Source organism: Kitasatospora sp. NBC_01302, from assembly GCF_035976515.1.
In the GTDB taxonomy this organism is placed as follows: domain Bacteria; phylum Actinomycetota; class Actinomycetes; order Streptomycetales; family Streptomycetaceae; genus Kitasatospora.
This window is the reverse complement of sequence record NZ_CP108404.1, coordinates 4,641,010-4,660,041: the sequence shown is the minus strand read 5'-3', so window position 1 is coordinate 4,660,041 and position 19,032 is coordinate 4,641,010. Positions and strand designations below refer to the sequence as shown.

General features: G+C 68.4%; 17 protein-coding genes and 1 pseudogene. 13 read left to right on the top strand and 5 right to left on the bottom strand.

The window, feature by feature from the left end; genetic code table 11:
* The first annotated feature begins 75 nt into the window (after nucleotides 1–75).
* From OG294_RS20090 to OG294_RS20065, 6 genes are all read left to right on the top strand, one after another.
* Nucleotides 76–879, top strand: coding sequence for a hypothetical protein (locus OG294_RS20090; protein ID WP_327067895.1), 804 nt, complete (start codon nucleotides 76–78; stop codon nucleotides 877–879).
* Entirely contained in the window at nucleotides 872–2,035 is a 1,164-nt protein-coding gene (locus OG294_RS20085) for a helix-turn-helix domain-containing protein (protein WP_327067894.1), read from the top strand. The genes OG294_RS20090 and OG294_RS20085 overlap by 8 nt, the downstream gene beginning before the upstream one ends.
* A gap of 134 nt (nucleotides 2,036–2,169) precedes the next feature.
* A protein-coding gene (locus tag OG294_RS20080; RefSeq protein WP_327067893.1) for an IS3 family transposase occupies nucleotides 2,170–3,407 on the top strand; the annotation gives its coding sequence in 2 pieces (ribosomal slippage) (nucleotides 2,170–2,443 and nucleotides 2,443–3,407; 1,239 coding nt in all).
* 258 nt (nucleotides 3,408–3,665) lie between these two features.
* Nucleotides 3,666–3,956, top strand: coding sequence for a hypothetical protein (locus tag OG294_RS20075; protein ID WP_327067892.1), 291 nt, complete (start codon nucleotides 3,666–3,668; stop codon nucleotides 3,954–3,956).
* 16 nt (nucleotides 3,957–3,972) lie between these two features.
* Entirely contained in the window at nucleotides 3,973–4,755 is a 783-nt protein-coding gene (locus OG294_RS20070) for an AbiTii domain-containing protein (protein WP_327067891.1), read from the top strand.
* A gap of 43 nt (nucleotides 4,756–4,798) precedes the next feature.
* Nucleotides 4,799–5,542 carry an AbiTii domain-containing protein gene (locus OG294_RS20065; RefSeq protein WP_327067890.1) on the top strand — a complete coding sequence of 248 codons (744 nt, stop codon included), beginning with the start codon at nucleotides 4,799–4,801 and terminating at the stop codon, nucleotides 5,540–5,542.
* A gap of 438 nt (nucleotides 5,543–5,980) precedes the next feature.
* Here OG294_RS20065 and OG294_RS20060 read toward each other — a convergent pair whose 3' ends face one another.
* Nucleotides 5,981–6,997, bottom strand: coding sequence for a hypothetical protein (locus OG294_RS20060; protein WP_327067889.1), 1,017 nt, complete (start codon nucleotides 6,995–6,997; stop codon nucleotides 5,981–5,983).
* A 477-nt stretch (nucleotides 6,998–7,474) separates the two neighbouring features.
* Between OG294_RS20060 and OG294_RS20055 the strand changes: the two genes are divergently transcribed.
* Nucleotides 7,475–8,524, top strand: a complete 1,050-nt coding sequence (locus tag OG294_RS20055) for a hypothetical protein (RefSeq protein ID WP_327067888.1) — start codon at nucleotides 7,475–7,477, stop codon at nucleotides 8,522–8,524.
* Between the two features lie 663 nt (nucleotides 8,525–9,187).
* Here the strand turns inward: OG294_RS20055 and OG294_RS20050 are convergent.
* Both OG294_RS20050 and OG294_RS20045 read right to left on the bottom strand, forming a co-directional pair.
* The gene (locus OG294_RS20050) at nucleotides 9,188–9,619 is read right to left on the bottom strand and encodes an NUDIX hydrolase (protein WP_327067887.1); all 432 of its coding nucleotides are present in this window, start codon (nucleotides 9,617–9,619) and stop codon (nucleotides 9,188–9,190) included.
* 35 nt (nucleotides 9,620–9,654) lie between these two features.
* Nucleotides 9,655–9,759: pseudogene (locus OG294_RS20045) on the bottom strand (SDR family oxidoreductase); the annotation flags it as partial.
* Between the two features lie 957 nt (nucleotides 9,760–10,716).
* Between OG294_RS20045 and OG294_RS20040 the strand changes: the two are divergent.
* On the top strand, nucleotides 10,717–10,977 hold the full coding sequence (locus OG294_RS20040; protein ID WP_327067886.1) for a hypothetical protein: 261 nt from the start codon (nucleotides 10,717–10,719) through the stop codon (nucleotides 10,975–10,977).
* 84 nt (nucleotides 10,978–11,061) lie between these two features.
* Here OG294_RS20040 and OG294_RS20035 read toward each other — a convergent pair whose 3' ends face one another.
* On the bottom strand, nucleotides 11,062–12,276 hold the full coding sequence (locus OG294_RS20035; protein WP_327067885.1) for an alpha/beta hydrolase family protein: 1,215 nt from the start codon (nucleotides 12,274–12,276) through the stop codon (nucleotides 11,062–11,064).
* Nucleotides 12,277–12,410: 134 nt separating this feature from the next.
* Here OG294_RS20035 and OG294_RS20030 point away from each other — a divergent pair, with 134 nt between their 5' ends.
* From OG294_RS20030 to OG294_RS20010, 5 genes are all read left to right on the top strand, one after another.
* Complete coding sequence (locus OG294_RS20030; protein ID WP_327067884.1) at nucleotides 12,411–13,028, top strand: TetR-like C-terminal domain-containing protein; 618 nt, start codon at nucleotides 12,411–12,413, stop codon at nucleotides 13,026–13,028.
* 204 nt (nucleotides 13,029–13,232) lie between these two features.
* Complete coding sequence (locus OG294_RS20025) at nucleotides 13,233–14,699, top strand: MFS transporter (protein ID WP_327067883.1); 1,467 nt, start codon at nucleotides 13,233–13,235, stop codon at nucleotides 14,697–14,699.
* A 266-nt stretch (nucleotides 14,700–14,965) separates the two neighbouring features.
* On the top strand, nucleotides 14,966–16,159 hold the full coding sequence (locus tag OG294_RS20020; protein ID WP_327067882.1) for a cytochrome P450: 1,194 nt from the start codon (nucleotides 14,966–14,968) through the stop codon (nucleotides 16,157–16,159).
* Nucleotides 16,160–16,214: 55 nt separating this feature from the next.
* On the top strand, nucleotides 16,215–16,589 hold the full coding sequence (locus OG294_RS20015; RefSeq protein ID WP_327071600.1) for a PaaI family thioesterase: 375 nt from the start codon (nucleotides 16,215–16,217) through the stop codon (nucleotides 16,587–16,589).
* Between the two features lie 164 nt (nucleotides 16,590–16,753).
* The gene (locus tag OG294_RS20010; RefSeq protein WP_327067881.1) at nucleotides 16,754–17,383 is read left to right on the top strand and encodes a TetR family transcriptional regulator; all 630 of its coding nucleotides are present in this window, start codon (nucleotides 16,754–16,756) and stop codon (nucleotides 17,381–17,383) included.
* Nucleotides 17,384–17,456: 73 nt separating this feature from the next.
* Here OG294_RS20010 and OG294_RS20005 read toward each other — a convergent pair whose 3' ends face one another.
* Nucleotides 17,457–19,016, bottom strand: a complete 1,560-nt coding sequence (locus tag OG294_RS20005) for an MmgE/PrpD family protein (RefSeq protein ID WP_327067880.1) — start codon at nucleotides 19,014–19,016, stop codon at nucleotides 17,457–17,459.
* Nucleotides 19,017–19,032 lie beyond the last annotated feature (16 nt).

Here is a 19,032-nt window from a genome sequence, read left to right as displayed (position 1 = left end):
TCCGATGAGATCAAATATAGTACTTTCGATGGTGCTGTGCTTCATTGAGAAGTGCTGGCCGCGAAGGAGACCGGTGTGAAGCTGGATGCGGACGTACCGTGGCAGAAGCAAGCCTTCGGTGAGCAGGACGAGTTGGTGCGGCTAGGCCTTGGGCAGGCGCTGCGGAACATGCACGAGAATGCACGCAACGCCCAGGAAGAGGCTCGGGTCAAGGCGAAGGACCCGTACGGCTCCTCGCGGTACACCGGCCAGTTCGAACGGATCGAAGATGAGGTCGGTGGCATCCCCGGCGCCAGGCTGGTCCATCCGCACGGCTTCAGGTTCAACCTGATCATGGTGGAGCGAGGACTGATCTACCCGTTCCGGTACGCGAAGAAGAACACGGACGTCCGTCTGGCGCGCATCCCTCACTCGAAGCTCATCCAAGAGCTGATCACGAACTTTGGGACCGAGTCCGACTCGCCCGACGAGATGCTGGACTTCGGACTGCCTGAACCCGAACCGACTGTGCTCGAACTGCGATCTGGCCTGGCCGGCCTGCCTGGCGACACGATGCTGATCCTGGTGCCCTTCGCCTGCAACGCCGGCAGCCTCCTGGAGTCCTACTGGGGGGTGGCCTCGCTCAGCGAGAACGGAGCGGACTTGCAGTGGGCGTCCCGTCCCGAGTCCCTGCCGGTGCCCGACAAGGCCACCGTCAAGACCAGCCTCATCGCCATTCCCGATCAGAGTGCTCCTAAGATCGAGTTGTCGGCCTTCAACCATGGCGCCCCGCCCCAGGTCTCGCTCGTCTCCCGGGCTGGCAGTGACGTGAAGCGCAAGACCACACCCAAGTCCGAAGTCGAACCGATCAAGCCTCAGGCGAACGAAAACGATGACTAGGCAAGACCTCATCCCAGGACTCGAAGAACGAGGAGTGACACCCCGCTCCGTCTGTGACTTCTTCGACCCGGCTCGGCTCACCCAAGCCCGTCGACTGGCGGAGCTGACGAAGAAGGAGCTCGCCGGCAGTCTTGGCGTGACCCCGGCAGCGGTAGGGCAGTACGAGACTGGCGTCTCGCGGCCTCGCCCAGACCTGATTCCCCGCATGGCTGACACGCTGAACGTGCCGATGAAATACTTCCTGACTGGACGACCCAGCAGCAGACTTGACTCCTCGATGGCTTACTTCCGCAGCCTGCGCAGTACACCAAAGGCCCAGCGCGAGCGCTCGTTGGCGTTCGCCGAGCAGATCTGGGAGCTGACCTTCGCGTTGGAGAGGCATGTCCAAATGCCTTTGGTGGACCTACCAGGATTCGCAGGGGGCGAAGTCCACCCGGGAGAGGACCTTCCAGCGGAGCCATCAGCGGCTGCGCGCGAGTTGAGGAGCCGGTGGGCTCTCGGGGATGGCCCGGTCACCCACCTCGTAAGGCGAATGGAGTCCCACGGCATAGTCGTCGTCCTCCCGTCGCAGGCCGACCCGTCGGCAGCCACCGTCGACGCCTTCTCCACCCGGGCTCCGCGGCCCGTGGTAGTCCTGACCTCTAATCGTGCGGACGACGTGTACCGCCATCGATTCAGCGCGGCCCATGAGCTCGGCCACCTCGTGCTGCATAACGATGCCACTGGGGACAGCCGGCAGGAGCGGGAAGCGGACGCCTTCGCGGCGGAGTTCCTCACCCCGCAAGCCAGCATTCTGCCGCTGCTACCGCCTCGCATGGACCTCGCACAGCTCGCTGACCTACGGCGCACCTGGGGAGTGTCGATCCACTCGCTCATCTACCGTTGCCGCGAACTCGGCCTGATCTCCGACGCGACCTCCAGCAGGGCCTACCAGCGTCTGCGGGCCTTGGACGGGCAGCCTGGTTTCGCACCGGAACCGGTCAGCGGATTTACCGGCGAGCAACCCGTACTTCTTCGTCAAGCATTCGAACTCGCAGAAAGCGATGGAGGATTGACAACTGAAAAGCTGGCGCATGAGCTGGGCTGGAAGCCGGAACGAGTCCGCGAGCTGCTCGGCGTTCAAGACCACCGTCCCGTGCTACGACTGGTCAGGTAGTCGAGGATCTATACCAACAACATGTTCTCCGTTGGCGATGGATCGGAGGCTCGGCGGATGAGCTGGTAGAGGCAGGCTGGTGAATCGCTGCGGGTTTGACCGAGACTCCTTCTCTTGGAAGGATCGATTCCGTTATGAGGAAGCCATACCCCAGTGAGGTCCGGGAGCGGGCGGTACGCCTGGTGCTGGAGACCCGCGATCAGTACGAGACCGAGTACCAGTGCATCCGGTCGATCGGCGCCAAGCTCGACGTGGGCCCGGAAAGCCTGCGCAAGTGGGTCCGCCAGGCCCAGACCGACGCCGGCGCCCGGCCGGGCACGACGACGGAGGAATCCGCGGCGATGAAGGCGCTCAAGCGGGAGAACGCCGAGCTGAAGCGCGCCAACGAGATCCTCAAGGCCGCGGCGTCTTTCTTCGCGGCCGAGCTCGACCGGCCACACACACGCTCGTAGCGTTCATCGACGAGCACCGGGACCGCTTCGGCGGAGTCGAGCCGATCTGCAGGACGCTCACCGCGAACGACTGCGGCATCCACCCCAGCACCTACTACGCCCACAAGAGCGGCACCACCTCCGCCCGCGCCCGCCGCGACGCCGAAATCGTCCCGATCATCAAGGAGATCCACGAGAGCAACTACGGCGTCTACGGCTACCGCAAGGTCTGGGCCGAACTCAACCGGCGCGGCCACACGGTCGCCCAGTGCACGGTCTCCCGCCTGATGAAGGCAGAAGGACTGTCAGGAGCGGTGCGCGGCAAGAAGATCGTCACCACCGTCTCGGACAAGAGCGTCGACCGGGCGCCCGACCTGCTCCAGCGCAACTTCGTCGCGAGCGCACCGAACCGCGTCTGGGTGGCGGACTTCACGCACGTGGCGGCGTGGGCCGGCACCGTCTACGTCGCCTTCGTCGTCGACACCTTCTCACGGCGGATCGTCGGCTGGTCGGCGGCCACCAACAAGCAGACCCCACTGATCCTCTCAGCCCTCGAGATGGGCCTGTGGCAGCGGGACCGCTCCGGATTCCCGCTAATGCCAAGGGAGTTGATACACCACTCCGATGCCGGCTCGCAGTACACGTCGTTCCGCCTGGCAACCCACCTGGCCAAGGAGAAGATCGCCGCGTCCATCGGATCGGTCGGAGACGCCCTGGACAACGCCCTGATGGAATCGACCATCGGGCTGTACAAAACCGAGCTCATCAAGCGTCAGGGCCCCTGGCGCACCCTTGCCGACGTTGAGATCGCCACCGCAGAGTATGTCGACTGGTTCAACTCCACCCGGCTCCATAGTGAACTCGGCCACACCCCACCCGCCGAATACGAAGCCAAGTACTACAGCCAACAGCCAAACCTGCAGGTCACAGCCACAATCTAGAGCCTCTGAAGAACCCGCAGCGATTCACTGGTTCTGCGTCTCCCCATCTTGGCAGGTGCTGGCTCTTGTGGGTGCGCCAGCGCACGGCCGACTCGGACTGGGCCGAGCTCGTGGTAACGGTTGCGGCCCTGTTGGCCTGGTCAAGCGGGAGGGGTGGAAGCAAACCCAGCGCGACCGGTTCTACAAGACGTTAGATGGCCTCATCTCTCCACCGCCCGACAGAGCGTCATAATCAGCTATAAGGAGCAGATCAACACCATGAACGGCAAGGGCAAGCTCCCTCCCGAGACGCCGCAGAACGGCACCCCCCAGTCATTTCAGATCCGCTCGGGCAACAGCTCGCCAGTCAACGTGTATGCACCTCAGTCCCATGCGCCCCAAGGGGGGACCGCGAACGCGAACGTGAGTGTGAACCCGCCTGCCGAGCTGTCCGGCGACGTCCGGCCCAAGTCTCGGTGGCGGGATCCGAAGATCCTCGGGATCGGGACGGTGCTCCTGGTGCTGATCGGTGCGGCGACCCTGTACTACACGGTCTTCCCCAACCACTGACGCCGGAGGCCGAACCATGAACGACATCTCTCCCTTGACTCGCCTGGAGCGGGACGTCGTAGACGACTCGGTCTCCCTGGCGTCGCTCCTGCGCCAGGTCATGGTCATCGGCGGTCGCGCCTCCTCTGCGGAACTGCGCCACTGGGCCAAGCAGGAGTTGGAGGGCTACGCCGACACCGACGTGGCGATCCCGTCGTATCGCCGGCTCCCAGCAACCATCCAGATGGACTGGTCGTCAGGCCCGCGCAGATGGACCGGCGTCCCGATCAGCACCGTGGAACTGCCCGAGCAACTACGCGGCAGGATTACCGAGGAGGTGCCGCTACCGTTCTCCGTGGCGGAGATCCAAGCGACGGTCGACAACCGCGAGCCCGGTCGGCCCGTGAAGCTGACTTACACGGGCATGGTCGGGGCTGCCCGGATCATGACGAGCCAGCAACAGGAGCGAGGCAACCTCTTCGCGGAGGTGCACTCGGTGTACTGGGCGGTAGCGCCAGCATCGCTGCAGGGCGTTCTCGATCGCATCCGTACCCGCCTGACCGAGTTCGTCGCGGAGCTGCGCGCAGCAATGCCTGAAGGTGAGGATGAGCCGACCGCTGAGCAGGTCAGTCAGGTCTTCCAGTACTTCTTCGTGGCCACCGGCAATGATTCGCCGGTGAATATCGCCGCACCGCTCGCCCAGGCGGTGGGCGCGGAAGCGCGCGCCGAGGCGAACATGACTCCGGCTCCCGCGCCGGCTCCCGCAAGGCCGGCCGCCCAGACCGAGAGCCGCCCGGGGCTGCTGAAGAGACACCGATGATGACCAAAGTGAGGTCCACCGTGCCCCTTGAACAAGGGAATGCATGAACTGGTTCAAGCGGACGTTCGCACAGAAGTCAGTCCTGGACCGGCTCGAAGAGGGCGTCCTGGACGAGGCGGTACCGCTCACGACGCTGCTGCGCCAGGTCATCGTCCTGGGCGGACGTGCTGCGTCCCAGCCACTGCGAACATGGGCCCAACACGAGCTGCGTGGCTACACCGAACCGGATACGGAGCTGCCAGACTACCGGCTGCTCCACGCCCTCATTCAGACCGACGCCCGGTCCGTCGCCTGGGAGATAAAGGCGCAGACAATCAGCGTCCTGGACCTGCTCGACTTCGCCCAGGACGTGGTGAAGGAGCAGCTCCCGATGACGTACGGCGTCGGCAAGATTGAGGCCCTGATCGCCTCCGCCGACCCCACCAAGCCGGTCAAGTTCTCCCTGCCTGGTGCAGCGGAACTCGCCAGGATGATGTCATACGAGCGCCGCCACATGGGCGTCTTCGTCGACGTCGTGTACTGGTCGGTCCATCCGTCGTCGCTGCAGGACGTCATAGACCAGGTCCGCAATCGCCTGGCCCAGTTCGTCGCGGAGCTTCGCGCGACCATGCCCATGGGCGCGCCGGAACCCACGCCTGGGCAGGTGCGACAGGCCGTCCAGCAGATCATCACGATCGATGCCGGAGACCACTCGCCCGTCACCGTCTACGCCCCTGTGGCACAGGCCAACCAAGAATCCGCTGCCATCGCCTCGATCAGGCTCGAGCTTCCAGATGACCACCCGTGACAGGTTTGCTGCCGCCTTGAGCGTCGCCAGGAGCATCGAAGCCATGAGATCAGCTCCTGTGATCGCATGGTGGTTGCTTCGGCGTGGACTTCGTGAACCTGCGAAAGGGGGTGACTACCTTTCAGTGCCGAGGGACGGTGCGCAGTTGTCTGCCCCAGGTGATGGTGCTTCCCGGTGGGAGGAAGGGCGGGTTGCTCGGTGACCGTCGTGCCGTACCGCTCCGGCAGATCGATACGGTCGGCCAGGCTTGCCGGACCTTCGGGTCGTACGGCGGAGTTCCGTCACCTGCCAGCGTCGACGACGGTGTTCGAGGAGGGCCTTCCACAGCTCCAGGCGGTGGCGGGAGTCCTTCGGGAACGTGAATCGAAGGACTCCGAGTACGAAGGTGGCCACCAGCATGGGTGCGGACACTGGGTGGTCGGTGAGGAACTGCACCGATCAACCCTTCCCGTCACACAGTTCAAGTGTGGCGACGCCCAGCGACACCTGGTAGGAGTCGCCGCGGCGGGTGAACCCCGCGCCCTTGATCCCGGCCTCGCGGTGCGTCAGGGCCAGTGCCAGGTCGCGGGATTCGGGATAGCCCGTCCAGCGGAACATCCACGAGGCCCCAGTGCCCCAGAGTCGGCGCACGGCACCTTGCTCCATCAGCTCCGGGTCTTTCCTGCACTCCACTTCAGGGCGCCCCAGGGGGTCCCAGGACAGACTGGTCGCCCAGTGGCCGCGCCGGTCCACCAGGTTGTAGCGGGAGACGAGACCGGCCAGCAGAGTGGCAGCGTCGGCAGTCATCGGGGGAACGCTTGCCAGCATCTCGCGTTCGTGCCCAGTGAGCGCATCGCGCACGGTGGGGAGTTTGCGCCACTTGGTCTGCTCGCGGGTGCGGCCGCGTTCGCGGCAGGCCGGGTCGCTGGTGACAGTCAGCATCGCTCCGGTGGGCAGGTGGCGCAGACGCAGTGTTAGATCTCCGCCCCGCCAGTAGTGGCTCTGATAGCGAAGGCCGGCTAGTCCGCAGGTGCGCTCGTAGTCGGTGGCCAGTAGCCGGCTGGCCACGTTCTCCGGGGCGCGCTCCGCCACCATCACCAACTGGTCCCAGCGGGGCGACATCACCGGGTCGTACGAGGCGACGATCGCGTAGCCCCACCTCGCCGTCGGACCGGTGTACACGTTGCCGTTGAACAACGCCAGTGCCAGCAGGGCCCGGAAGGCGCGCTGGTCGTCCGAGCAGTGATCCAGGCCCAGCCCGCGGGTGGCGCCGCCGATCGCGGATCGGGCGGCGTCCTCGCTCTCCCCGGTGTACTCGACGCGGAGTGGGATTCGCTCTTCCGGCGCCATGGTGTGGATGGGTAGCCCGCCCAACTCGCGCTCGGCGGTCAACCGTGCCTGTTGGAAAGGGATCGTGTTCCCGGACTCGTCCTGGATGCGGCGTGTGAGCGCAGCGATATCCCTGTTGAGCGTCATGTTCGGCTCCCGGTGGGCGCGACTCAGTGCTCCCGCTCACTGCGCCCCATAGGAGGAACGACAGTTCTGGATCACGCGTGCCCGACGGCACTTTGCGCCCTCAACCCCGGGTGGCTGCGAGAGGAACCCAGGTCCGACGTAACAGCGAGCGTGGTCGCCTGGCCGAAGCATAGCGCCTTGACGGTGCGTGTTGGAGATCCAGCTGCAAGCACGGGCTGTTGGGAGCGGCGAGCGGGATCGGCCATAGCTTTGCCGTGTACAGCTGCATCGCTGTTGGGCCTGCCAAAATCGGCCTCGGCGACGGGTGGTCCACTGTCGACATCGAGGGTGCGGGATGGCTGGGTGTTCCAGCAAGTACTAACGCCGATACCGTAGTGATCGACTGCGTCGACCAGATGACCCTCCGCCGTAGCATCGATGTTGATGTCAGCTGAGGCCGATAGCCTAGCTACGGGGGCCGGTTGGAAGGAGCCGTAGTTGGCCGGATTCAGCATCAACCACCACGAGATCGACAAGTTCGTCCGCGAGATCAAGAAGAGCATCGAGCAGGCAGCTCAGCGCCACCAGGTAAACGTGCCCATAGGTGCGAGCCTGTCCGACGGCTTCGGCACGCACAGCGGGATCGAGGACGATCCGTACCTGTCGAAGGCACTGCTGTGGCTGGACGAGCGATCCATACAGGAGCCTGGTTATGTCCAGGACCTTATTGACTTTGCCGGGCGGGAGCAGCTCCCGCAGGAGGAGGCCGAGAGCCTCGCGCTTCAACTGGAGCAGCACGGCCTCGTCCGCAGTGCGCAAGGTCTGGTGCCCAGTGCCGAGGTCTTCCTCACGGATGACGGTCGGATAGAGGTGCGGCGACTGAAGAAGCTTGCTGGTGACCGTGTGCGCCGCGCCAACTACTCGTGTAATGCCTTCCTGCGCTGGCTCTTCGACCAGGACGCCCCGATCGAGCCTGGCGAGTTCGCCCACGCCCGCACTGCCTTCTTCGCTGGCAGCGCCCTGGCAGCCGACGAGATCGCGGGTGCTGGCGCGGAACTCATCGAATACGGCCTTGCGGAATCCGAGGGCGCCCAGGACGACAACGAACCGCTCCGGTTGCGTATCACCGCTGTTGGAACCGCTTGCGTCCGCAGTGGCCACCCCGTCAGGAGCTATATGGATAGCCGGAACACCGCTGGGACCACGACGAATAACTACGGCAACGTGATCAACGGTGGCATGACTGGTGGGGTCGTCTCCACCGGTGACTACAACACGATTAACAGCGGCAACGGGATCGATGCCCAAGCGTTGGCCAACCTGGTTCACGGCCTGCGCGAGGTCGCCCCGCAGCTCGGTCTGGACGATGTCGACGCAGAGGACTACGCAGCCGAGGTCGAGACCCTCGAACGGGACGGTCACGACCCGGCGCAGGGCAGCCGGATCTGGCGCCGGATCCTGCGACTGGCTGGCCCAGCACTCACCACGGCTATCGCGAGCAGTGCAGGTCAGCAACTGGTCGCACTTGGAGCTGGCCTCTACAGCTGAACCACCCGAACACGATGGCGGCCGACCGCTGCGCGGTCGGCCGCCCCGGGCAACGGGTATCCGGAGGGGTTGTCCTCGGAGCGTCGTGTCTCATAACGGGGAGGTGACTCGGGCGGGTGCTTCCCAAGAGACGAGAGTGCTGGAAGCCATCCTGAGAGCCAGTCACGCCAGAAGCCCTGCACCACTAACGCGCCGGTACGGGCCGGTATGCAGCGGTCAACAGCGGTCAGGAATTATGCCAGCCACCGGTCTGCCGAAGCAGAGCCTCCGCACCACTAGCGCACCAGTAAGGCCGGTAAACAATGGTCAGCCGGGGCAAAGAATTCGTGACCGTGGGTCACCTGCAAAAACGTCAATTCACTTGACTGGCTTGGGAGTTGACGATCCATGCTCCCGAGCTTCCCAAGCTTATAGCGCGAGTTCGATTCTCGTCGCCCGCTCAGAGGTAAAGCCCCAGGTCAACAACCTGGGGCTTTCTTGTTGTCTGGACCAATTCGGGGTGGCCGCACCACTCGCGCACGAGCAGATGCCCGCGGTGCTGGTACGAACCATGAGGCCCTTGCGGCTGGCACCTTATTCAGCGAGCAGTGTTGTCGGTGTGCCGCAGGTCGTAGAAATGGACATGCTGTGGCAGGCCCTCGACCTTGGAAGAGGCCTCCGCTTCTATTGCACGGCGAGCAGTTCGCCACGCTCGATGGCCTCGCGCAGCATCGTGGCGAACTCCCCGGGCAGGAGGTTGACGGCGTCGAGCGCTGTGGTGGTGAGCGGAATCTCCTCCAGGAGGTACTCACCGCGGCCTTCCTGGCTGAACTCGGGGCCGGTGCGGTCCTCGAAGTTCCAGCTCTCGATGGTGGCCAGGTAGAAGTCCTGGCGCTCGTCGTCGGTTTCGATGGTGTGGAGCAGGCTGACGATCCGGGCGTCTCCGGCGATCTCCTCTCGGACTTCGCGGAGCAGGGCGTCCTCGGGGCTGGCGTCGGTCGGGTCGACCTTGCCGCCGACGATGACCCAGTACGGGGCGATGCCAGGACGGATGCGCTTGATCAGCAGTGTGGTGTTGTTCGGGGTGACGAGGACGGCTCGGACTCGCCTGAGCATGGTGGCCTGCTTCCTGCGTGGTGTGGCGGTGCTGGTCAGTGGAGGATCCATCCCCCGTCGACGTGCAACGACTGGCCGGTGACGAAGGACGCGCTGGGGCTGGCGAGGAACGTGACCGCGGCGGCGACGTCCTCGGGGCGAGCCCCTTCCACCGCCGTCGGATGCGTTCGTGATGGACACTCAGATTGAGTCGGCCTGGCTGGAGGGAGCCGCTCTCCAATAGTCGGTAGTCGAAGCTGACAACGGCCGGTTGTCAGCAGCCGCGTACGTGACATACGTGCCCCATCCGTGCCCAAAGGGCGGCCATCGGCGGTAAGTCACGGTGAATGACAGTACTTGCGTTCACGCAGCCAGCGGCGGTCCCGATCGTATGACTGCACGTCAGGAGCTTTTCACTGCAGATCAGTAGGCGAGATTCCCAAGCGCGTGGGCTCTCCACCGGTTGCTGGGCTCCGTCCTCTGTTGGTCGGGGTCCGCGGGTGAAGCGCGGAGCTAGGATGCGACGCATAGGGGGTGACGGATGCGGTCCAGTGGCCGTTGGTCAGTGGTGTTGCAGTTCGCGGGGGTGAGCGCGGCGGTCGCGGTGCTTTGGTTTGCCATGGCGTGGGGGGCGCCGGGCATCCTGCGCCAGATCGTCGACTGGTGAGAGGGTGCGGCGGCCGTCCCGCAGCCATGCCGGATCGGACGGTACGTGGCGGTCAGTCATGGGTGCTTGGAGCTCACTGGCTGGCGCCGACGCAGGTGGGGCGGGGTGAAGGTCAGAGCGGGTGGCGCACGCCAAGCCTTGTAGAGCAGTCTTCCGGCCGGTCGCTCGGGCGGACAACATCGGTAATCTGCAGGCAGATGAAGCCGAGCCAGAGCGACGCGACGGGAACGTTTTCGCAGTTCAGGGCCCAGATCTGCGGCGCAGGAGCACTGATTCCCAAGTGTGTAGCGCGAGTTCGATTCTCGTCGCCCGCTCCAGTAGTAAAGCCCCAGGTCAGTGGCCTGGGGCTTTCTTGTTGTCCGGATCGATTCGGACGCCTTCGTGGCATCCCTGCGGTGGGGGTGTTCCGGAGGGGTTCGGGTGGTGAGGGGTGTCGTTATGCTGCCGGGGCGTGGCTTCTGGACAGTTGGTGCGCTGGTGGTTGCAGCTCATCGACAACGGCAGCATGAACGCGATCGAGGGCGGCAGGCTGATCACGTACGAGGGCTGGCAGCCGCTCGGGTGTCCGGAGGCCCTGGTGCCGTTCCGTGTCTGGACCAGCGAATACGACGACTGGAAGGACGGCTGGGGCACGCCCCGGGGCGTCTTCGGGCAACGGATCGCCGACGAGGCCAGGGCTCTCCTTGCCGGGCCCTGGCCGCCGATGGGGTGAGCACGGGCGACGGTTTCCGTCGCCGTGCGCGGCCCGGCTCGGGAGGGTGGTCCTCGGGAGGGTGATCCCTGGGCCGGGCCTCTGTCAGCTGGTGGGGTGGGTGGTGGTCAGGGTGGTGTCGAGCCAGTCGAAGGTGAGTTGCTGGAAGCGGGCCATGGCTCCCATGTGGCAGTGCTCGCCGGCGCCTTCGGCTTCGGGGAGGGTGATGAGGGTGTGCGGGCAGGTGAGGGCGGCCTGGACCTCCTGCGGCTGGCCGTGGAAGAACTGGTCGTTCTCGGCGTCGAGGACGAGGGTGGGGCAGTCGATGAGGTGGGCGACGCCGTCGAGGGTGTAGTCGGTGGTGCGGCGGACGTAGTCGGCGGGGGAGGTGGCGCCGAAGGTCCAGACGCCGTTGCGCAGGGCCCAGCGGAGCTGGGTGCTGGTCCGCATGAGCAGGTTCAGGACGGGGTTGGCGAGGTCGTCGCGGCCGCTCTGGACCCAGTCCCACAGGAACGGCGGCATGAAGCGGGTGTGGGCCTGGCCGAAGCTGTAGAGGCCGTCGTCCAGGACCAGGGCGGCCAGGCGGTGGTCGTGGGCGGCGGCGCGGGCGACCAGGTAGCCGCCGAGGCTGTAGCCCAGCAGGACCAGGCGGTCGGGGGCGATCTCGGGGCGGGTCAGCGCGTAGTCGACCACCGGGGTGACCACGGCCTCCCAGTCCGGGCGGAAGACCATGCCCTGCTCGCGCAGCGCCGCCCCCTGGCCCGGGCCGTCGTAGGCCAGCACGTTGTAGCCGCGGCGCAGCGCGGCGGAGCCGATGACGAAGTAGGCCTCCTCCAGGGTCGAGTCGAAGCCGCTGGTGAAGACGACGGTGGGGCGGGGGGTGCCGGAGTCGTCGACGAGGAAGAGGTAGCCGGGCAGGCTGGTGTCCTCGTAGGGGATGCGCACGGCCTCGACGGGGGTGTCCATCAGGGAGGCGGCGGTCGCGAAGGTCTCGCGGGAGAGGCCGGAGAGGAGCTTGACCTCGGGGTCGTCGGCGGGGTCGTCGCGGCGGTAGAACTCGGCGGTGCGGTAGTAGCTCGACGCGCGCAGCAGGGCCTCGCGGGCGCTGACCCGGTGGCCGGTCGCCAGGGCGCGGTTGCCGATGGCGTGGACGCGCTCGGCGGTGCTGCGCCACTCGCGCAGCCAGGCCTCCTCGTCGCCCTCGGGGATGTTCCGGGCGGTGGTGACGACCTCGCCCAGATCGGCGCCGCCGTCGTTGGCGAAGCCGGCGGCGCGCAGGGCCTCGAAGGAGAAGGACTCGTCCTCGAACAGGAATCGCATGGGGTGCTCCTGAGTGGTCGGGCTGGCCGATGGGGTGCTTGATCGAGACGGAACGGGTTCGTCTCGGCTACGGGAACGACAGTAGCCCCCGCCTGGTCGAGACGCAAGCGTTCCGCCTGGTGTAGGTTCGAGGCATGTCCAGCTCACTCACGCCCCAGACGCCCGCCCCCGAACGCCGGCTCCCCGGCGGGCCCGTGCTCCAGGACTCGGTGACGGCGGCGATCTCGGCCGCCTTCTTCGAGGAGCTGGCCTCGGTCGGCTACGCGCGGCTCTCCCTGGAGGCCGTCGCCAGGCGGGCCGGGGCGGGCAAGGCCGCGATCTACCGCCGCTGGCCGTCCAAACTGGAGATGACCGTCGCCCTGGTCTGCGCGGTCGCGGTCGACGGACCCGAACTCGCCGACAGCGGGAGCCTGCGCGGCGACGTGCTCGCCCTCCTCACGGAGTCCGCCGCCGCGCTGCGCCACCGGCTGCCGTCGAAGATCATCCCCGACCTGCTCGCCGAGGCCACCCGCAACCCCGAGCTGGCCCAGGCGCTCTTCGGCGCCGTCCGCGACACCCGCCGCGCCAAGGCCACGAGCATGCTGGAGCGGGCGGTCGCACGCGGCGAACTCCCCGAGGACGTCGACCGCGAACTCGCGCTCGACTTCCTCGCCGGCCCCCTCTACTGGCGCCTCGCGGTGGTCCACACCCCGACCGGGCCCGACTACCTCGACCGGCTCGCCGACAAGCTGCTCGCCGCCTTCACCGCCTGATGAGGAGAGGGGCGGACCGGCTGCGGCCGGGGGTGTGTGCGCTGCGTCATCGGATGTCAGCGCCGCGTCAGCGGGCTTTGGTTGCATGGACGGGTGTGGGCGCCGTGTGACCTCGCTGGGGGCGAGAGCGGAAACGGGTCGGACGGAGTCAGCGCTGTTTCTTCACAGTGATTGCCCCAAGTCATGACTCAGGGAGGGCTCGACATGACCACCGAAGCAGAAGTGAAAAGCGGCGCGGCCGAGGCTGCGGCGCCCCCGGAGGGTTCGGCGGGCAAGCCGGCCTGGGGGGCGCTCCTGGTGGTGCTGGCCGGTCTGTTCATCACCAATCTTGATTTCTTCATCGTCAATGTGGCCATCCCGTCGCTGCAGAAGGGGATGCACGCGAGCCCGGCGCAGATCCAGCTCGTCGCCGCCACCTTCAACATCGGCCTGTCGGCCATGCTGATCACCGGTGGCCGGCTGGGCGACCTCTACGGACGGCGGCGGATCTTCTCGGTCGGCCTGGCGCTGTTCGCCCTCTCCTCGCTGGTGTGCGGCATCGCGCCGAACATGATCGAGCTGATCATCGCCCGCGGGGTCCAGGGTGCGGCTGCCGCGCTGGTGATCCCGCAGGTGCTGGGCATCCTGACCACGGCCTACGAGGGCAAGAACCGGGTCACCGCGTTCAACGCCTACGGGCTGGCGCTCGGTGCCTCGGCGGTGTTCGGGCAGCTGGTCGGCGGTCTGCTGATCAAGGCGAACATCTTCGGCCTGGACTGGCGGACCATCTTCCTGATCAACGTGCCGATCGGCGTGGTGGTCCTGCTGCTGGCGCCGAAGAAGGTGCCCGAGTCGAAGTCCGACGGCCGCACCGGGCTGGACCTGGTCGGTTCCGTCCTGGTCACGGCGGGCCTGACCGCGATCGTGCTGCCGCTGGTGCTCGGCCGCCAGCAGGGCTGGCCCACCTGGACCTGGGAGTGCCTGATCGCCGCGGTCCCGCTGCTGGCCGCCTTCTGGCTGCTGCAGCGCCGGCTGGTGGCGCGTGACAAGTCGCCGCTGGTCAACCCCGCGATGTTCGGTGACCGCTCGTTCAGTGTCGGGGTGGCGGCCATCTTCGGCGTCTTCTCGGTGATGGCCTCCTTCTTCCTGGTGCTCGCGCTCTACCTGCAGGAGGGCCGCGGCACCGGGGCGCTCACCTCGGGGCTGCTCTTCATGCCGCTGGGCCTGGGCTTCTTCCTCGCCTCCACCCAGGCTCCCCGGGTCGCGGCGAAGCTGGGGCGGCAGGTGCTGGCGCTGGGCGTGCTGGTGCAGGCGCTGGGCTACGTGGCGCTCGCCGAGACCGCCTCGGAGCTGCACCACAGCGGTTCGGTGGTCTGGTGCATCCCGGCGATGGTGATCTGCGGCGCCGGCATGGGCCTGGTCGTCGCGCCGCTCACCTCGCTGGTGCTGGCGGGTGTCCGGCCGCAGTACGCGGCCGCCGCCTCCGGGGTGTTCTCCACCGCGCAGGAGATGGGCAACGCCGTGGGCATCGCGATCATCGGCGTGGTCTTCTTCACCGTGGCCGGCCACCACAGCGGCACCAACGGCTACCCCGGCGCGTTCGGTACCGCCCTGTTCGTGCAGGCGGGGATCTGCGTGCTGGTCGCCGCCCTGGTGCAGTTGCTGCCCCGGCCGTCCGCCCCGCAGGGGTGAGCTGAGCAGAACGGCGCAGGACCGCCTGGCCGGCGGGGGCTTCGGAGCAGACTCCGGAGCGCCCGCCGGCCTTCGCGCGTGCTGCGGGGAGCGTGATGCAGGGGCCAGGGCCAGGGCCAGGGGCCACGTGCCAGGGGCCAGGGGCCACGTGCCGGGGGCCGGGGGAGCGGGAGCGAGTCAGTCGGAGATCAGTTCGAGGTCAGAGCATCGGCGCAGCATGGTGGTTGTCCACTGATGCCACCCCACCGCAGCCAGAGGTACCAGCCGTGTCTGACACCATCGAGGCGTTCTCCGCCTGGCCCATGCCGCGTTCCTGCCCCTACTCGCCGCCCGACGCCTACCGCGCGCTGCGCGACCAGCCGCCGCTGAAGGTGCGGATACGGGACGGTGAGGCCTGGCTGGTGACGCGGCACGACCAGGTGCGCCAGGTGCTGACCGACCCGCGCTTCAGCGCGGACGACCAGCAGCCCGGCTTCCCGATCCGCATCCAACTGCCGCCCGAGCCCGGCGTCATGTCCTTCAACCGGATGGACGACCCGGAGCACGGACGGCTGCGCCGGATGGCGATGACCGAGTTCACCGCCCGCCGCACCCGCGCCATGCGCCCGGAGGTCGAGCTGCTGGTGGACCGGCTGCTCGACGAGCTGGCGGCGGGCCCGCGCCCGGTCGACCTGGTCGACAACTTCGCCGTCCGGCTGCCCTCGCTGGTGATCGCCCGGATGCTCGGCGTCCCGGAGGAGGACGAGCACGCTTTCACCGAGCAGAGCCGCACCATCCTGTCCCAGGAGGCCAGCGGCGAGGAGATCCTCGCGGCCTTCGTGGAGATGTCCCAGTACCTGGACCGCCTGACCACGCAGAAGGAGCGCGACCCGCAGGACGACATGCTCAGCCGGCTGGCGCAGCGGTACGTGGCGACCGGCGAGCTGACCCATCAGGAACTGGTCGCCATGGGGCGGTTCTTCCTGGTGGCCGGCCACGAGACCACCGCGCACCAGATCAGCCTGAGCGTGCTGAGCCTGCTGCGCGACCCCGAGCAGCTGGCCCACCTGCGCGAGGACCCCGAGCTGTTCAGGCCGGCCGTCGACGAGCTGCTGCGCTACTGGTCGATCTCGCAGGACAACCAGGTGCGGGCGGCGATCGAGGACGTCGAGCTCGGTGGCGCCCGGATCGCCAAGGGCGAGGGCGTGATCGTGGCGATCCCCAGCGCCAACCACGACGAGTCGGTCTTCCCCGACGCGCACCGGCTGGACGTGCGGCGGGACGCGCGGGCGCACATCGCCTTCGGCCACGGCCCGCACCTGTGCCCGGGCGCACCGCTGGCCAGGATGGAGCTGGAGGTCTGCCTGCGCGCGCTGTTCACCCGGTTCCCCACGCTGCGCCTCGCGGTGGACGAGGCGAAGGTGGACTTCCGGGAGAACACCATCGTCTACGGTCTGAACCAACTGCCCGTCACCTGGTAGGGAGTGACCCGTGTCGTCGTCCGAAGCCGTGCCGCCCGAGGCCCTGCTCGAACTGATGCCGTACGCCGTCGGGCTCGGGGTGCGGCTGTCCGCCGCCTCGGCCGGTGAGGTGCGCGGCGAACTGGACTGGGCGCCGCGGCTGTGCACCGCGGGCGGGGTCCTGCACGGCGGCGCGCTGATGTCGCTGGCGGACGCGGTTGGCGCGGTGTGCGCCTTCCTCAACCTGCCCGAGGGGGCCTCGACCAGCACGGTGGAGTCCTCGACCCACTTCTTCCGGGCGGTCCGCGGCGGGACGGTCGCCGCGCTCGCCACGCCGCTGCACACCGGGCGCTCGTTCGTCACGGTGCAGACCGAGTTGTACGGCGAGCAGGGGCGACTGGTGGGCCGCACCACGCAGACCCAGGCGGTACAGGTGCGCCGGCCGGACTGAGCGCGCCCAAGGGCCCGTTGGACGCGGCCGGCGGACGGGGAGAACCCGTCCGCCGGCCGCGTCAGAGGCGTGTCAGCGCCGCGCACCACACTGGTCCCCGCCACGCACCCGGGCAGCTGAGCGCCCAGGGCCGGTCCGGCTGTGATCCAGGAGGTGTGGACGCTTTGCCCAAGCAGGCTCGGGGCCTGAAGACGCGCGGCCTGGTGCTCGACGCCGCCGCACGGGAGTTCGCGCAGTACGGGTACGCCGAGGCGAACCTGCAGCGGATCGCGGACCGGATCGGCATGACCAAGGGCGCGCTCTACGCCCACTTCGCCACCAAGGAGGAGCTGGCGGAGGTCTTCGCCGGCCATCTCGCGCAGGCGGGCGAGGAGTTGCTGGCCGACCGGCAGATCGGCTCCGGGGAGCCGCTGGAGGGGCTGCGGGCGCTGATGCTGGGCGCGGCCTCGCTGCTCCAGCAGGACGACTGGGCGCACGCGGCGTTCCGGCTGGCCGTGGAGGAGGCGTGCGCGACGGGCGTACCGCCGGCGCTGCCGGTCCGGATCGGCTGCGCGGTACGGCAGTTGGTGGCGCGGGCGCAGCAGGGGCGGGGGTGCGGGGCGGCGGTGGACCCGGCGGTGCCGGCGGACCTGGTCGTGGCGGTGCTGTTCGGGGCCTACGGGACCGGGGCGGCGCTGGAGCGGGCGGGGCTGCGCACGAGGGTGGCGGGGCTGTGGGAGCTGCTGGCCACGACGCTGGGCGCGGCCGGCAGCGCCGGCGCCGCCCGGACCCGCGTGGAGCTCTGGCGGTACTGACGGCGGCCGGCGGCACGGACAGTGACACGGACTGCGGCACGGACAGCGGCCGGCCGGTCAGCCGGTCAGCCGGTCAGCCCAGGAACGCCGCCTCGACCCAGCGGCGCACCGCGCGCGGACGCATCCGGTGCAGGCTGGCGGCGGTGTCGGCGACCCGCTGCGGCCCGCCCACGGAGAGGAACTTCTGGCGCATCATCTCGGCGTGGTTCACCCGGGTGTCCGGCCCGGCCGCGCCGATCGGGATGAGGCGGGAGCGGGTGATGGTGCGGCCGTCCTTCATCCGCACCACGACGCGGGCGCCGGTGGCCTTGGTCGACCCGGTGAAGTCGGGGGTCTCGCCGCCGAGGGTGCCCACCAGCTCGACCAGTTCGTCGCCGCCGAAGCCGCGCAGCCAGGGCAGCGCGCGGGCACCGGCCTCGCGCACCGCCTCGCCGAACGGCGCGTCGGAGGCGAAGAGTTCGCGGGTCATCGCGGTGTCGTGCTCGAGCCGGATGCGGCGGGCCAGGTTCCAGCGGGCGGGGTCGTCCAGCAGTGGCGAGGAGAAGTCGTCCACGCCGAACTCCCCGGTCAGCAGCGTGGTGGCGACCGGGTAGGGCACGTCCAGCACGAGTGCGCCCAGCGGGGATCCGGGGCCGCAGATGTAGGCGGAGGCGCGCTGGCCGGCGAAGAGCGTGTAGAGCGAGGCCTCGACCACGATGTCCGCGACGTCCTCGGGGCGGATCGGCCCCAGGACCCGGTGGATCTCCGCGGCGCAGTCGATCGCCGCGTCGATGCCGGGGCCGCCGGGGTGCACCTTGAACGAGAGGGTGTCGGTGTGCCAGCGCCGGCCCAGTCCCTTGGCGACCGCCTGGGGGAGCGGGACGGTGGCGAACCGGGCGAGGAAGCCGTCCTCGTGCTCGATGATGTCGGGGGCGCCGCGCAGTCCGGCGATCGCGCCGTCGCAGGCGTCCATGGCGGTGCGCACCGGGGTGAAGGTGTTGAACAGGCGCGCGTCGCTCGCCAGGAAGCCGCGCATCAGCGGCCAGTTGGGCATGGCCAGGGCGAGGCCGAAGGCGTCCTCCCAGACCCGGCCCGGCGCCCGGTCGCAGTGCAGCCGCCCGGCGACCGCGCCGGCCAGGTGGGTGTGCACCGCGCTCTGGCCGCGCAACGGGCCCAGGGTGGCCGAGGCGGTGATCCGCGCGGCGCACTCGTTGGCGGCCACCACCGCGGTGAGCAGCGAAAGGCCGTCCAGCTGGCGCGCGTAGGCGTAGGCGAGCGGGACGGCGACGGTGGAGTTGGACAGGTGGCCGGCGTAGGCGGTGTCGTCCAGGTTGAGCCAGGAGCCGAGTGCCGCGAACATGGCGGCGGAGGCGCGGGGGTCGGGCTGCAGCGGGTGGCCGAAGGCGGCGACCAGCCGGCGGCCCAGCGGGTGTGCCAGCCCGGCGCGGATCGAGGCCGCCTGGGAGAGCACCTGACTGGCCGCCAGTTTCAGTACCCGGCAGGGTATGTCGGTGGGGCGCAGGGCCGCGGCCCACTGCGCCAGCTCCCGCAGCGGGGTGTCGGCCGAGGCCCGCGGGTGGCGCGGCCCGCCGCCGGGTCGTTGCCACTCCTCGCAGAGGGCGGACAGCACGTCCTCGCTCAGGACCGACGCCATGACTGTGTCACATCCC

Bases quoted from the DNA above. Each gene is read 5' to 3' on its own strand.
- OG294_RS20005 (WP_327067880.1), bottom strand. From the start codon at position 19,016: ATGGCGTCGGTCCTGAGCGAGGACGTGCTGTCCGCCCTCTGCGAGGAG.
- OG294_RS20015 (WP_327071600.1), top strand. From the start codon at position 16,215: ATGCCGTACGCCGTCGGGCTCGGGGTGCGGCTGTCCGCCGCCTCGGCC.
- OG294_RS20025 (WP_327067883.1), top strand. From the start codon at position 13,233: ATGACCACCGAAGCAGAAGTGAAAAGCGGCGCGGCCGAGGCTGCGGCG.
- OG294_RS20065 (WP_327067890.1), top strand. From the start codon at position 4,799: ATGAACTGGTTCAAGCGGACGTTCGCACAGAAGTCAGTCCTGGACCGG.
- OG294_RS20060 (WP_327067889.1), bottom strand. From the start codon at position 6,997: ATGACGCTCAACAGGGATATCGCTGCGCTCACACGCCGCATCCAGGAC.
- OG294_RS20030 (WP_327067884.1), top strand. From the start codon at position 12,411: ATGTCCAGCTCACTCACGCCCCAGACGCCCGCCCCCGAACGCCGGCTC.
- OG294_RS20050 (WP_327067887.1), bottom strand. From the start codon at position 9,619: ATGCTCAGGCGAGTCCGAGCCGTCCTCGTCACCCCGAACAACACCACA.
- OG294_RS20085 (WP_327067894.1), top strand. From the start codon at position 872: ATGACTAGGCAAGACCTCATCCCAGGACTCGAAGAACGAGGAGTGACA.
- OG294_RS20035 (WP_327067885.1), bottom strand. From the start codon at position 12,276: ATGCGATTCCTGTTCGAGGACGAGTCCTTCTCCTTCGAGGCCCTGCGC.
- OG294_RS20070 (WP_327067891.1), top strand. From the start codon at position 3,973: ATGAACGACATCTCTCCCTTGACTCGCCTGGAGCGGGACGTCGTAGAC.
- OG294_RS20075 (WP_327067892.1), top strand. From the start codon at position 3,666: ATGAACGGCAAGGGCAAGCTCCCTCCCGAGACGCCGCAGAACGGCACC.